Consider the following 13,703-nt stretch of genomic DNA (forward strand, 5'->3'; position numbering starts at 1 on the left):
AGGCAGAGCAACCGTGTCCCCTCTGAGCTGGGACGGCAGCGCGCCGCCCTCCGGTCGCAGCGAGTGCACCCGCCAGGTCGCCACCGGGATCCCGGGCCTGAGCCTGCGGGCCACCGCGATCGGCGCGCACGCCGTGGACGTCAAGGTCACCGCCGGTGACCGGCGGCTGCTCGTGGAGGTCCTGCCGCTCGAACCGGACCCCGCGGACGACGCCCCGGTGCGGGTGCGGGTGGAGTGGCGGCTGCCGTGCACCGGGGCCACCGCGCTGTGGACCCCGGCCACCGGCACCCGCTGGCTGCCGCCCGCCTGGCGCGCGCCGCGCACCGCCTCGCTGCCCGCGGGCGCGCCGGTGGGCAGCCTGGTGGGCACCGGGGACGCGGCGCTGTGCACCTTCGCGGTCGGCGAGCTGGTCCGCCCGGTGAGCATCGGCGAGGGCGCGGTGGAGGAGAGCGGCGAGTTCTCCTGGTGGGTCGAGCACGAGGCGGGGGCGCCGCTGCGCCTTCGACTCGATCTGACGAACCGTCACTTCGCGCGAACCGTGCAGGAGATGGCGCACTGGTGGGCCGGCCTGGTGGAGCCCGCGCGGGTGCCGGCGGCGGCCTTCGAGCCGGTCTTCTGCACCTGGTACGTCAGCCACCTGACGGTCACCGCCGCGCGGGTCGAGCAGTTGGGTGCTCTCGCGGCCCAACTGGGCTTCACCGCGGTGCTGGTGGACGACGGCTGGCAGACCGAGGAGACCTCGCGGTCGTACGCCACCGCCGGCGACTGGCAGCCCGCCGCCGGCCCGTTCCCGGACTTCGCCGCGCACGTCCGGCGCACCCGGGCGCTGGGTCTGCGCTACCTGCTCTGGTGCGCACTGCCGTTCGCCGGTGACCGCAGCGCGGCGGGCGCCCGCCCGGGCGGGCGGCTGGCCCGGATCGCGGAGCTGGAGACCTCGGTGCTGGACCCGGCCGATCCGCGGGTCCGCGCCCACCTGGTGGACCGGCTGGGCGAACTCGTCGAGCACGGCGGGCTGGACGGTCTGAAGATCGACTTCATCGACACCTTCGACCGGTACGCCACCGACCGGACGGCGGTGGCCGAGGGCGTGCGCAGCCTGCTGGCCGAACTGGACGCCCGGCTGCGGGCGAGCCGCCCCGAGCTGCTGGTCGAGCACCGCCAGCCCTACCTGGGGCCGGGTCTGTGGCCGTACGCCACCATGGTGCGCGCCACCGACTGCCCGCACAGCGCCGCGGAGAACCGCCAGCGCACCACCGACCTGCGGCTCACCGCCGGCCCGCTCGCCGTCCACGCCGACCCGCTGACCTGGCACCCGCAGGAGGAGCCGGCCGAGATCGCGGTGCTGCTCCAGTCGGTGCTCTTCGCCACCGCGCAGGTCTCGGTCGACCTCACCCGCCAGCGCCCGGACCAGCTGGCCGCGCTGCGCTTCTGGCTGGCCGTCATGCGCGAGCACGTCGACCTGTTGCAGCGCGGTGCCTTCCGCCCGCACCGCCCCGAACTCGGCTATCCGCTGCTGGAGGCCGAGCGCGGCGCGGCCCGCGCCTTCGGGCGCTACGCGCCGCTGCCGCTGCGGGTGCCGGGGCCCTGGGAACTGCTGCTGGTGGCCAACGCCGACCCGGACACCCTGGTGCGGATCGACTTCGACGCGCCGCCCGGGCGGCTGACGGTGCTGGTCCAGGACTGCCAGGGGGCCACCCGCGCCGCTGTCGAAGCCGAGCCGGTGGACCGCCAGTTCGCCGTCCGGGTGCCGCGCGGAGGTCTGTTGACCCTGCGCCGGGCCCAGTAGGGTCGGGCGATGTGACCACGCATCCGGTGGCAGCGCCCGAGCCGATCGCCGGCGCGGCCGGGCTCTTCACGCTCGACCCCGCGCTCGCCCACCTCAACCACGGCTCCTACGGCGCCGTCCCGATCGAGGTCCAGCAGGAGCAGGACCGGCTGCGGGCCGACCAGGAGGCCGATCCGGACGGCTTCCTGCGCGCCGCCCCCGAGTGGCTGGGCCAGGCCCGCGCCACGGTCGCCCGCTGGCTGGGCGCCGACGAGCAGGGCCTGGCGCTGCTCAGCAACGTCACCGAGGCCGTCGCCGTGGTGCTGGACAGCATTCCGTTCCGGCCGGGCGAGGAGATCCTGGTGCTCGACCACGGCTACGGCGTGGTCAACCGGGCCGCCGAACGCCGGGCCGCCGAGTGCGGCGCCCGGGTACGCACCGTGGTGCTGCCGCTGACCGGGGGCGACCCGGCCGAGGTGGTGCTGGCCGCGGTCGGCCCGCGCACCCGGCTGGCGGTGCTGGACCGGGTCACCTCGCCCACCGCCCGGGAGATCGCCACCGCGCCGCTGCTGCGGGCGCTGGCCGAGCGCGGGGTGCTGACCGCGGTGGACGCGGCCCACGGCCCCGGCATGCTGGACGCCGACCTGGACGTCGGCCGGCCCGACTTCTGGTTCGGCAACCTGCACAAGTGGGCCTTCGCGCCGCGTCCCACCGCCGTGCTGGTGGTGCGCCCCGAGTGGCGCGAGCGGATCCGCCCGCTCACCTACTCCTGGGAGCACGGGCGCGGCTTCCCGCTGAACGTGGAGTGGCGCGGCACCGCCGACTACACCGGGTGGCTGGCCGCGCCCGGCGCGCTGGCCCTGCTGGACCGGCTGGGCCTGGCCCGGGTGCGGGACCACAACGCCCGGCTGGCGGCCTACGGGCAGCAGGTGCTCGGCGAGGTCGCCGGGCTGGCGGCGCTGCCGGCCTCGCCCGGGGTGGCGATGCGGGCGCTGCGGCTGCCGCCCCAGGTCGCCGAGACCGAGGAGCAGGCGCTCGCGCTGATGACGGCCGTCCACGAGCGACTGGGCGCGCGGGTCGCGGTGCGGCCGTGGACGGGTGGCGGGGTGCTGCGGATCAGCGCCCAGGTCTACAACCGGGCCGAGGAGTACCAGGCGCTGGCCGCGGGCCTGGACCGGCTGCTCAGCCGACCTCCAGCGACATCTCGATCAGCTTGAGCTGGTGGCGGGCCATCGCCAGGTTGGACTGGTTCCGGTTGAGCGCCAGGTAGAGGAAGAGTCCGCGGCCGCTGGGTGTGGTCAGCGGCCGGATCAGGTGGTACTGGTTGCTCAGCGTGATCAGGATGTCCTCGATCGCGTTGTCGTGCAGGTTGAGCATCTCCATCGCGCGCATCTTGGCCCGCACCACGTCGGTGTTGCCGGCCGCCGCCACGTTCAGGTCCAGCTCCGGGCTGTCGCCCAGGGCGCCGAGCGCCATCCCGCTGCCGTAGTCGACCAGCGCGACGCCGATCGCACCTTCGATCCCGATCGCTTCCTTGAGCGAGGTGTCCAGGTTCGCCATGTCTCTTCGCCTCTCGTCATCCGGCTCTCGTCATCCGGTCTGGGGCCGTCCTCCGGTCCGGTCGGTGCCGCCGACTCTAGGGAGCGTGGCAACGCTGGGTTGACGAATGATCACACCTTGATCACGCCTGATCGAAGACGGTCGAGCGGGATCGGTTGGGAACGTGAGTGATCGGTACAGGTCGGAAAAACGGTGCGATCAATGTCAGCCCTGCCGGGTAATCTCAGGCTGAGATGCTGGAACACCACACCGACCACACCAGCTGCGCGCCCCTTTCGGACCAGTCCGAGGAGCCGGCCCCGCAGCCGCAGGCGTCACCGTCTGCGACCCATCACCACGGGAAGAAGAAGGTGACGCCGATGAGCAGCGCCCTGTCCGACGACGACGCGTTGAGCCCCTCCGAGGCCTACGTGGCCGCCCGCCGCCGCAACCAGGAGCGGGCCACCGCCCTGTACGAGTTCCGGGAGCTGTACGACTTCCCGCTCGACGTCTTCCAGCTGGAGGCCTGCGAGCGGCTGGAGGCCGGTGACGGCGTCCTGGTCGCCGCGCCCACCGGCTCCGGCAAGACCATCGTCGGCGAGTTCGCCGTCCACCTGGCCCTGCGCTCGGGCCGCAAGTGCTTCTACACCACCCCGATCAAGGCGCTCTCCAACCAGAAGTACGCCGACCTGGTCAAGCGCTACGGCGCGGCCAAGGTCGGCCTGCTCACCGGCGACAACTCGGTCAACGGCGACGCGCCCGTGGTGGTGATGACCACCGAGGTGCTGCGCAACATGCTCTACGCGAACTCGCGCGCCCTGGACGGCCTCGGCTACGTGGTGATGGACGAGGTGCACTACCTCGCCGACCGCTTCCGCGGCGCGGTCTGGGAGGAGGTGATCATCCACCTGCCGGAGTCCGTCACGCTGGTCTCGCTCTCGGCCACCGTCTCCAACGCCGAGGAGTTCGGCGACTGGCTGGACACCGTGCGCGGTGGCGTCAAGGTGATCGTCTCCGAGCACCGCCCGGTGCCGCTGTGGCAGCACGTGATGGCCGGCAACCGGATGTACGACCTCTTCTCCGACCCGGACGTGGACGGTCGCCCCAAGTTCAGCCAGAAGAACCCGGCCAAGGCGGTCAACCCCGAGCTGGTGCGCCTGGCCCGTTCGGAGGCCGACCGCAACCCGCGCTTCGCCGGGCGCGGCCGTGGCCGCTCGATGGCCAACGGCCGTCCGGGGCGGGTCTGGACCCCGGGCCGGGTCGACGTGATCGACCGGCTGGACGCCGAGGGCCTGCTGCCCGCGATCACCTTCATCTTCAGCCGGGCCGGCTGCGAGGCCGCCGTCCAGCAGGTGCTCACCTCCGGGCTGCGGCTCAACAACGAGCAGGAGCAGGCGCAGGTGCGCACCATCGTGGAGGACCGCTGCGCGGCGATCCCCGACGAGGACCTGCACGTGCTCGGCTACTTCGAGTGGCTGGAGGGGCTGGAGCGCGGGGTGGCCGCCCACCACGCCGGCATGCTGCCCCGGTTCAAGGAGGTGGTCGAGGAGCTCTTCCTGAAGGGCCTGGTCAAGGCCGTCTTCGCGACCGAGACGCTGGCGCTGGGCATCAACATGCCGGCCCGCTCGGTGGTCCTGGAGAAGCTGGTCAAGTGGAACGGCGAGATGCACGCCGACATCACCCCCGGCGAGTACACCCAGCTCACCGGTCGGGCCGGGCGGCGCGGCATCGACATCGAGGGCCACGCGGTGGTGCTCTGGCAGCGCGGGCTGGACCCGGAGGCGCTGGCCGGGCTGGCCGGCACCCGCACCTACCCGCTGCGCTCGTCCTTCAAGCCCTCCTACAACATGGCCGTCAACCTGGTCGGCCAGTTCGGGCGGCACCGCTCGCGCGAACTGCTGGAGACCTCCTTCGCCCAGTTCCAGGCGGACCGCTCGGTGGTCGGCATCTCCCGGCAGGTGCAGCGCAACGAGGAGGGCCTGGAGGGCTACCGCGAGGCGATGACCTGTCACCTCGGGGACTTCGAGCAGTACATGAGCCTGCGCCGGCAGCTGAAGGACCGGGAGAACGAGCTGGCCCGCGAGGGCGGCAGCCAGCGCCGGGCGGCCGCCGTCGAGGCGATCGAGGCGCTCAAGCCGGGCGACGTGATCCACGTGCCGACCGGCAAGTTCGCCGGGCTCGCGCTGGTCATCGACCCGGGCCTGCCGCCGGTCAGCCGCTCGCCGCGCACCACCCGCCACCCCGATTATCAGGACGGCCCGCGCCCGGTGGTGCTGACCGCCGAGCGGCAGGTGAAGCGGCTCGCGATGATCGACTTCCCGTACCCGGTGGTCGCCATCGAACGGGTCAAGATCCCCAAGTCGTTCAACCCGCGCAGCCCGCAGTCGCGCCGCGACCTGGCCTCCGCGCTGCGCACCAAGGCCGGTCACCTGGAGCCCGAGCGCTACCGCAAGGGGCGCGCGGCCGCCGCCGACGACAGCGAGCTGGCCCGGCTGCGCACCGAGCTGCGCCAGCACCCCTGCCACGGCTGCGACGACCGCGAGAACCACGCCCGCTGGGCCGAGCGCTACCACCGCCTGCACCGCGACACCGAGGTGCTGGAACGCAAGATGCGCTCGCGCACCCACACCATCGCCCGCACCTTCGACCGGGTCTGCGGCCTGCTCACTGACCTCGGCTACCTGGTCGGCGACACCGTGACGCCCGAGGGCAAGCGGCTGGGCCGGCTCTACGGCGAGCTGGACCTGCTCGCCTCGGAGTGCATCCGCGAAGGCGTCTGGAAGGACCTGGCCGCCGCCGAACTCGCCGCCTGCGCCTCGGCGCTGGTCTACGAGTCCCGGCAGGCCGACGACGCGGCGGCACCCCGGCTGCCGGAGGGCGACGCCAAGCAGGCGCTGGGCCGGATGGTGCGGATCTGGGGCCACCTGGACGCCCTGGAGGAGCAGCACCGGATCAACACCAGCGAGGGCGTCGGCCAGCGCGAGCCCGACCTCGGCTTCGCCTGGGTCGCCTACCGCTGGGCGCTGGGGCACAGTCTGGACGCGGTGCTGCGCGACGCCGACATGCCGGCCGGCGACTTCGTGCGCTGGACCAAGCAGCTGATCGACGTGCTCGGCCAGATCCAGGACGCGGCCGGCGAGGACGCCCAGCTGCGCACCACCGCGCGCAAGGCGGTGGACGCGCTGCGGCGCGGGATCATCGCCTACTCCTCGGTGGGCTGAGAACGCGTCACAGGAGGACGCGTCACAGGAGAACGCGTTCCAGGAGGACGCGTCACAGGGGGGCCGGTCCGCCGGCCCCCCTGCCTGGTGCGGTGACCGGTCAGCCGAGCTGGAAGGTGGCCTGGACCGGGTAGTGGTCGCTGGGGGAGTTGGTGTCCAGCTGCCCGGCGCTCCAGCCGGCCTGCGGGTCGAAGTCGGTCTGGACGGTGGGCAGCGCCGGCGGGGTGGGACGGCCCGGGGCGGTCAGGTAGCCGAGGTAGTCCAGGTCGTCGCGGTAGTCGACCGGGAAGGTCTCGACGCCGGACATGTACTGGCACCAGGCCGAGACGGTGCAGTCCATGGTGGTCAGGCTCTGGCTCGGGTCCAGCGCGGGCGAGCCCAGCACCCCGCCCACCGCCGCCTGGGCGTTGGCGTAGTCGCCGCGCGCCTGGCCGTGGTAGTACTCCACGTTCAGGTCGCCGCCGAAGAGCACCGGGGCGCTCGACCCCGCGATCCCGTTCACCCAGGACTTGATCTCGCCGAGCTGGGCGAGCCGGGTGGCCTGGGTGGTGTCGGTGGAAACGTCGGACTCGTCGGCCTGCAGGTGGGTGCCGGCCACCCAGGTCTTCACGCCGCCCTTGTCGACCTGCACCAGCGCCGCGCCCTTGTCGGCGTGGTAGTCCCAGGTGCCGGAGGTGGAGTTCGAGAAGACGTGCTGGTACTGGGCGGTGATCGGGTACTTCGAGAGGATCATCGTTCCGCCGTTGATCACGAACGGGGAGCTGGAGCAGTTGCCGCTGGTCCCGTTCCAGCCGCCGCCCGAGCAGGTCCCGCCGACCACCGGGGTGCGGTAGGGGTAGAGGTCGGCGAGCTTGCTGGTGATGTCGCTGATCGAGGAGTTGTTGAACAGCTCGTCCAGGATCACCACGTCGGCGCTGTGCTGACGGACGATCGACTCGATCACCGGGGTGCGGGTACTGGCCTTCTCGTTCTGGCTCCAGTCGACCACGGCGGTACCGAGGTCGACGTTCCAGGCGAGGACCGACAGCGTGCTGCCGGCCGGCGCGGTGGCCGCCGTGGCGGACTGGGGCACGAAGCCGCCGAGCAGGGTGATCGTGGCGGCGGCCGAGCAGAGCGCGGCGGCGGTGCGGCGCAGGGTCATGGGAGTACGGCTCCTGAGAAGGGGTCAGCTGTGCATGACAGCCGGAACCGTAGCTACCGGCGGGTACCTCCGGAAGAACGTGGGACGACCATTCTTCGGCAGAAAGATGTCTGCACAACGCCACCCGAGCTGTCTACACAACTGGAGGGTCCGCCGGTAGGGGGCCGGCGGACCCTCTTACCCATGACTCCGCCACCGGTTCAGCCCGCCAGCACCGCCAGCACCCGCTCCAGCGCGCTGCCCAGCCCCCAGCGGGTGGCCAGCTCCTCCAGCGTCATCGGGTCCAGCGGCTCACGCGGCAGCGCGGCGTCGAACTCCGGCAGCGGCACGTCGGTGGCGACCCGCACCACCTGCGGCGCCACGTCCAGATAGGCCGCGCCCTCCAGCAGGTTCTTGCGCCGGGCCGGGGTCAGCCCCGAGAACGGGTCGGCCGCCGCCGCCCGGATCCCGGCCAGGTCGCCGAAGCGCTCGATCAGCTGAGCCGCCGTCTTCTCCCCGATCCCCTTGACGCCCGGCAGGCCGTCGCTCGGGTCGCCGCGCAGCGCCGCCAGGTCGGCGTACTGGGCGCCGTTGACGCCGTACTTCTCGCGCAGCGCCGCCTCGTCGACGATCTGCGCCGAACCGACGCCCTTGACCGGGTAGACCACGGTGACCTCCCGGGCGTCGTCCACCAGCTGGAACAGGTCCCGGTCGCCGGTGACGATCCGCACCGGACCGGCGGCCCGGGTGGCCAGGGTGCCGATCACGTCGTCCGCCTCGTAGTCGGCGGCGCCGACCCGGGCGATGCCGAGGGCGTCCAGCACCTGCTCGATCACCGGGACCTGGGGCGAGAGGGTGTCGGGCACCTCCTCGGCGCCCGCACCGACCCCGGGGCCCTCGGCGGCCAGCCGGTGCGTCTTGTAGGTCGGAATCAGGTCCACCCGCCACTGCGGCCGCCAGGCGGCGTCCATGCAGGCCACCAGCTCGTCCGGGCGGTGGTCCTGGACCAGGCGGGCGATGAAGTCCAGCAGGCCCCGGACGGCGTTCACGGGGATGCCGTCGGGGGACTTCACGGACTCCGGGACGCCGAAGTACGCCCGGAAGTAGAGGCTGGCGGTGTCGAGGAGCATCAGTCGCGGTGCGGTCACGCCCCGATCATCGCGCACCGCGCCGACAACCCCCCAACCCGACACCGGGACTCAGGCGGCGGCCTGCGGCAGCGGCACCGCCGCGCCGGTCACCCGCACCCGCGGGTCACCGGCCGTCAGCCGCACCCGCAGCAGGCCGGGGCTGCCCAGGTCCTCGCCCTGGTGCAGGGTCAGCTCGGCCGACTCGCCGGCCTCGCCCAGCTCCCGCAGATAGGCGCCGAAGGCGGCGGCGGCCGCGCCGGTGGCCGGGTCCTCCACCACGCCGCCGACCGGGAACGGGTCGCGAACGTGGAAGACGGTCCCGGACTCGCGCCAGACCAGCTGCAGGGTGACCAGGTCACGGGCCGTCATGAAGGCCGCCAGCCGGTCGAAGTCGTAGGCCAGGTCGGCCAGCCGCTCCCGGGTGCGCACGGCGAGCACCAGGTGGTGGGCGCCCGCGTAGGCGATCCGCGGCGGCAGCTGCGGGTCGAGATCGGCAGCCGCCCAGCCGAGCGCGGCCAGCGCCTGCTCGACCTCGTCGGCCCCGATCGCCAGGACCTTCGGCTCGACGCTGGTCAGGGTGGCGTGCAGCACCCCGTCCTGCTCGGCGACCTGGACCGGCACGGTGCCGGCCTTCGTCTCGAAGACCAGCTCGCCGGGGCCGTCGGCGTGCGCCATCGCCACCGCGGCGGCGATGGTGGCGTGCCCGCAGAACGGGACCTCCAGGGTGGGGGCGAAGTACCGCACCTGGTAGCGGCGGTCCGCGGCGTCGGGGACGGCGGTGAGGAAGGCGGTCTCGGAGTAGCCCAGCTCGGCGGCGAGGGCCAGCATCTGCTGGTCCGTCAGGCCGGTGGCGTCCGGCACCACGCCGGCCTTGTTGCCGCCGGAGGGGTCGGTGGTGAAAGCCGAGTAACGCAGCACGGTAGTCATGGCCGACCCAACGCGGGCGGTCCGCTGATCATTCCGCGCCGAGTGCTGCGCCCGGCCGCCCGGCTCAGTGCGTGTGCGGTCCGGCCCGGTGGACGGGGCCGTGCGAGTCGGCGCAGTGCTCGGCGGACAGCGCGGCGGCGGAGTCGGTGATCTGCAGCAGCTGCTGGTCGTCGTCCTCGCCGAGGTGGTCGACCTGCAGGGTGGCGTGGGTGATCCGGTACTCCTCGCGCAGCCGGCGCTGCAGGTCGCGCCGGACCGCGTGGCAGTCGCCGCTGGGGGTGACCAGGATGTGCGCGGAGAGCGCCGGCTGCCCGGAGGTGATCTCCCAGACGTGCAGGTCGTGGATCTCCTCGACCAGCGGGGTGGTCACCAGGCTGTCGGCCAGTGCGTCGGGGTCGACGCCGGCCGGGGCGGCCTCCAGGAAGATCCGCCCGGAGTCCCGGACCAGCCCGGTGCCGGCCCGCAGCATCAGCGCCACCACGATCAGCGAGGCGATCGCGTCCGCCCGCAGGAAGCCGGTGGTCAGCATGATCGCGCCGGCCACGGCGGTGGCGATGAAGGCGTAGAGGTCGGTCAGCACGTGCTGGAAGGCGCCCTCGACGTTGAGCGAGCTGCGGTTGGCCTTGGACATGCACCAGGCGGCGGCGATGTTCACCACCACGCCGACCAGCGCGGTGACCAGCACCAGGCCGCCCTCGACCTGCGGCGGTGAGATCAGCCGGGTGACCGCCTCGTAGCCCAGCCAGGCGGAGAGCACCAGCAGGGTGACGCCGTTGGCCTGGGCGGAGAGGATCTCGGCGCGCTTGAGGCCGTAGGTGTAGCCGCCGCGGGCCGGCTTGGCCGCCAGCCGCATGGCCACCAGCGCGAGCACGATCGAGGCCGCGTCGGTGAGCATGTGCGCGGCGTCCGAGATCAGCGCCAGGGAGCCGGCGGCGAAGCCGACCACGACCTCGACGGCCATGAAGACGACGATCAGGGCCAGCGCGCTGGTCAGCCAGCGGCGGTCGGCGTCGGCCGCCACACCGTGCGCATGGCCGTGGCCGCCGTGCCCGTGCCCGTGGCCACCGTGCCCGCCCGGTTCGCCGTGTTCGCCGTGTTCGCCGTGGTCACGGCTGTGCTCTTGGTCGTCGTGCGTGTGGGTGTGCGGGTGCTCGGTGTGGCCGGCCATCGCGGTCGTCTCCTGAACGCGGGGAGGGATCGAGGACGGGTGCCCTGCAGGGAAGTGAACCGCATATCGGACGGAGATCCAAAGGCTGCAGTGGTGACCGTTGTCGTTCCACTTTTCGGGGGCCCGAGCAGCGCTCTCACCGTAATCTCATCCGAATCGACCCAATTGTGGCGCTCAGTTGATATCGCGTTTATCCGCCTGCCCATACATTTCCTGGTGTGAGCGATACGAAGATTCCGGCCGGGTGGTACCCGGACCCGCAGGACCCCGACGGTGACCCCAGGACCGAGCGCTGGTGGGACGGCGCCGGCTGGACGGCCACCACCCGTCCGGGCGGCAGCGCCGCCCCAGGTGCCTCCGGCGTCTCCGGCGTCGAGGCCCTCTCCGAGGTCGAGGCCGTGCCCGAGGGCGAGGGCATGGAGCAGACCGCCGTGCTGGACGGCGTCCAGGTGATCGAGGGCGAGGTGTTGGAGAACGGCACGGTGCGGTTCCCCGAGCCGCCCGTCGAGCCCGGCCCCAGCGGCGCCCTGTACGGCGAGCCGCTGCCGACGAAGCCCTCGGTCTTCAAGCGGATGAGCCGTCCGGTGCTGGTGGCGGCGGCGGTGGCCGGCGTGCTCGGGCTCGCGGTGGGCTCCGGCGTCACCTACCTCGCTGTGGACCACCACGACTCGCACAACCAGGTGCAGGCCGTCCCGCAGCAGCAGAACACCCAGCCGAACGGCAACGGCAACGGGACCGGACGCCAGCGCGGCGGTGGTCCGGGTGGCGGCAGTGGTGGCAGCGGCGGTCTGGGCGGTCTGCCCGGCTTCCCGGGCTTCCCGGGGCTGCCGGGTGGTGGCTCCGGCGGCAGCGGCAGCGGCGGCAGTGGCGGCGGCAGCGGGCAGAGCAGCGTGGCCGCCGACCTGAACAGCAACATCCAGCTGCCGGTCCCGAGCGGCTGGCAGGGCGGCACCGCCGATGACGGCACGGCGTTCCTGACCGTCGGCCAGTACCAGTGCCCGGGCTCCAGTGGCAGCGGCACCGGTGGCTCCGGAGGCAGCGGCGGCAGTGGTGGCGGCAGCGCGGCCCAGGTCTGCTCGCTCGGCGGCGTCAACACCGCCGAGCTCCAGGGCACCGACCCGCAGGCCGCCGCCAAGAAGGACATCCAGACCGCCGTGGACGCCTCCTACCCGGGCAGCAAGTCCCACCAGGAGCTCAAGTCCGAGTCGGTCACCGTGGACGGCCGCCAGGGCTACCTGGTCCGCTGGCAGGTCACCGCGGCCCAGGGCAACAACGGCACGGTGGAGTCGGTGGTCTTCCCCACCGCGGACGGCAAGAGCCTGATCGCGATCCGGCTCGGCTTCGACATCGCCGACAAGGCCCCGGCCGTCTCGCAGATGGACACCATCGTCAGCGGCATCAGCGACTACGCCGCCCCCGCCGGCAGCAGTGGCGGCGGCAACGCGGCCGGCGGCAGCAACACCTGACGCCGACCCAGCTCACCGATCGCGTGCCCCGCTGCCTCCCCGGCAGCGGGGCACGTCCGGTCACAGGAAGGTGCGCCCCTCGCCCCGGTAGGTCGGCACCGTGGCCACCAGCCGGTCGCCCGCCACCAGGTGCAGTTCGGCGAAGCGCTCGCACAGCTCGCCGGCCTTCGCGTGCCGGAACCAGACCCGGTCGCCGACCAGCAGGTCGTCCGCCGCCGAGCCGAGCAGCGGCGTCTGCACCTCGCCGGCCCCCTCCTGGGGGTCGTAGCGCAGGCCGGTCGGCAGGTAGGGCACGGGGGAGCGGTCGGCGCCCGCCGGACCGGAGGCCGGGTAGCCACCGCCGAGCACCGTCACCACGCCCACCCCCGGGCGCCGGACCACCGGCTGCGCGAAGAGTGCCGCCGGAGTGCCCCGGAACGCCTGGTAGTTGTCGAAGAGCCGGGGCAGGTAGAGCCCGGAGCCGGCCGCCACCTCGGTCACCGCGGCCTCGGCCGCCGTGCTCTGCACGCTGCCGGTGCCGCCCCCGTTGACGAACTCCAGGTCGGCCACCTGCCGCACCGCCCGCACCACCGCCGCGCGCCGCTCGGTGAGTTCGGCACGCGCCCGGGCCTGCATCAGCCGTATGACGCGTGAGCGCACCGGCCGGCCGGCCACCGAGTCGCCCACCCCGGCGATGTGCCCCTCGTAGGCCATCAGTCCCACCACCGCGAACCCGGGCCTGCGCCGCACCAGTTCGGCCAGTGCCACCAACTGCTCGGGCGTGCGCAGGGGTGAGCGCCGCGCGCCCACCCGCACCCGGCCACCCAGCAGGTGCAGCGAGGTGTCCAGATCCAGGCAGACCCGCACCTGCTCCTCGCCGCCGCGCGCGGCGTCGATCAGGCTCAGCTGCGCCGGATCGTCGACCAGCACGGTGATGTTGGCCGCCAGCTTCGGGTCGGCGGTCAGCTCGGCGAAGCCCGCCCGGTCGGCCGAGGGGTAGGCGAGCAGCACGTCCTGGACGCCGGCCCGGGTCAGCCAGATCGACTCGGCGAGCGTGAAGCTCATCACCCCGGCGAAGCCGTCCTTGGCCAGCACCCGTTCCAACAGGGCCCGGCAGCGCAGCGACTTGCTGGCCACCCGGATCGGTTTGCCCTGGGCCCGGCGCACCAGATCGGTGGCGTTGGCGTCGAAGGCGTCCAGATCAACGATGGCCAGCGGGGCGGTCAACTGCGCGGTGGCCCGGTCGAAGCGTGCTCGGTCGGCATCCGGTGAGCTCGTCATGGCCGCAGCGTGCCACAGCGGTCCTACCGCTGGGTATAGGTGTGCCGCAAAGAGGCCCACGCCCGGCCCTGCCCGGCCTCGCCCGACGCGGCACGGGGGCACCGGGC

At 73.2% G+C, this 13,703-nt stretch carries 10 protein-coding genes; 4 read left to right on the forward strand and 6 right to left on the reverse strand.

What is annotated here, in order from left to right:
* Window positions 1-13: 13 nt before the first annotated feature.
* Window positions 14-1,786, forward strand: a complete 1,773-nt coding sequence (locus ACFZB9_RS20115) for a glycoside hydrolase family 36 protein (protein ID WP_391448893.1) — start codon at window positions 14-16, stop codon at window positions 1,784-1,786.
* Between the two features lie 11 nt (window positions 1,787-1,797).
* Window positions 1,798-2,982, forward strand: coding sequence for an aminotransferase class V-fold PLP-dependent enzyme (locus tag ACFZB9_RS20120; protein ID WP_391448894.1), 1,185 nt, complete (start codon window positions 1,798-1,800; stop codon window positions 2,980-2,982).
* Here ACFZB9_RS20120 and ACFZB9_RS20125 read toward each other — a convergent pair.
* Window positions 2,948-3,325: a hypothetical protein gene (locus ACFZB9_RS20125; RefSeq protein WP_391448895.1), complete on the reverse strand. Its 378-nt coding sequence runs from the start codon at window positions 3,323-3,325 to the stop codon at window positions 2,948-2,950. The genes ACFZB9_RS20120 and ACFZB9_RS20125 overlap by 35 nt on opposite strands.
* A gap of 359 nt (window positions 3,326-3,684) precedes the next feature.
* Between ACFZB9_RS20125 and ACFZB9_RS20130 the strand changes: the two genes are divergently transcribed.
* Window positions 3,685-6,525, forward strand: a complete 2,841-nt coding sequence (locus ACFZB9_RS20130) for a DEAD/DEAH box helicase (RefSeq protein ID WP_391448897.1) — start codon at window positions 3,685-3,687, stop codon at window positions 6,523-6,525.
* Window positions 6,526-6,625: 100 nt separating this feature from the next.
* On the opposite strand, the gene ACFZB9_RS20135 is transcribed toward ACFZB9_RS20130, so the two are convergent.
* From ACFZB9_RS20135 to ACFZB9_RS20150, 4 genes are all read right to left on the reverse strand, one after another.
* Window positions 6,626-7,666, reverse strand: a complete 1,041-nt coding sequence (locus ACFZB9_RS20135; RefSeq protein WP_391448899.1) for a sphingomyelin phosphodiesterase — start codon at window positions 7,664-7,666, stop codon at window positions 6,626-6,628.
* A gap of 200 nt (window positions 7,667-7,866) precedes the next feature.
* Window positions 7,867-8,775, reverse strand: a complete 909-nt coding sequence (locus tag ACFZB9_RS20140; protein WP_391449037.1) for a 5'-3' exonuclease H3TH domain-containing protein — start codon at window positions 8,773-8,775, stop codon at window positions 7,867-7,869.
* 69 nt (window positions 8,776-8,844) lie between these two features.
* On the reverse strand, window positions 8,845-9,702 hold the full coding sequence (locus tag ACFZB9_RS20145) for a PhzF family phenazine biosynthesis protein (RefSeq protein WP_391448900.1): 858 nt from the start codon (window positions 9,700-9,702) through the stop codon (window positions 8,845-8,847).
* A 64-nt stretch (window positions 9,703-9,766) separates the two neighbouring features.
* Complete coding sequence (locus ACFZB9_RS20150) at window positions 9,767-10,870, reverse strand: cation diffusion facilitator family transporter (RefSeq protein ID WP_391448903.1); 1,104 nt, start codon at window positions 10,868-10,870, stop codon at window positions 9,767-9,769.
* 218 nt (window positions 10,871-11,088) lie between these two features.
* On the opposite strand from ACFZB9_RS20150, the gene ACFZB9_RS20155 reads away from it, so the two are divergent.
* A complete protein-coding gene (locus tag ACFZB9_RS20155; RefSeq protein WP_391448905.1) occupies window positions 11,089-12,336 on the forward strand; it encodes a DUF2510 domain-containing protein in 1,248 nt (415 codons plus the stop codon).
* A 60-nt stretch (window positions 12,337-12,396) separates the two neighbouring features.
* On the opposite strand, the gene ACFZB9_RS20160 is transcribed toward ACFZB9_RS20155, so the two are convergent.
* Window positions 12,397-13,596, reverse strand: coding sequence for an alanine racemase (locus tag ACFZB9_RS20160; protein WP_391448907.1), 1,200 nt, complete (start codon window positions 13,594-13,596; stop codon window positions 12,397-12,399).
* Window positions 13,597-13,703: the final 107 nt, after the last annotated feature.

The organism is Kitasatospora sp. NPDC008050 (assembly GCF_042957465.1).
GTDB lineage: Bacteria > Actinomycetota > Actinomycetes > Streptomycetales > Streptomycetaceae > Kitasatospora.

Bases quoted from the DNA above. Each gene is read 5' to 3' on its own strand.
- ACFZB9_RS20135 (WP_391448899.1), bottom strand. From the start codon at position 7,666: ATGACCCTGCGCCGCACCGCCGCCGCGCTCTGCTCGGCCGCCGCCACG.
- ACFZB9_RS20140 (WP_391449037.1), bottom strand. From the start codon at position 8,775: ATGCTCCTCGACACCGCCAGCCTCTACTTCCGGGCGTACTTCGGCGTC.
- ACFZB9_RS20130 (WP_391448897.1), top strand. From the start codon at position 3,685: ATGAGCAGCGCCCTGTCCGACGACGACGCGTTGAGCCCCTCCGAGGCC.
- ACFZB9_RS20125 (WP_391448895.1), bottom strand. From the start codon at position 3,325: ATGGCGAACCTGGACACCTCGCTCAAGGAAGCGATCGGGATCGAAGGT.
- ACFZB9_RS20145 (WP_391448900.1), bottom strand. From the start codon at position 9,702: ATGACTACCGTGCTGCGTTACTCGGCTTTCACCACCGACCCCTCCGGC.
- ACFZB9_RS20150 (WP_391448903.1), bottom strand. From the start codon at position 10,870: ATGGCCGGCCACACCGAGCACCCGCACACCCACACGCACGACGACCAA.
- ACFZB9_RS20160 (WP_391448907.1), bottom strand. From the start codon at position 13,596: ATGACGAGCTCACCGGATGCCGACCGAGCACGCTTCGACCGGGCCACC.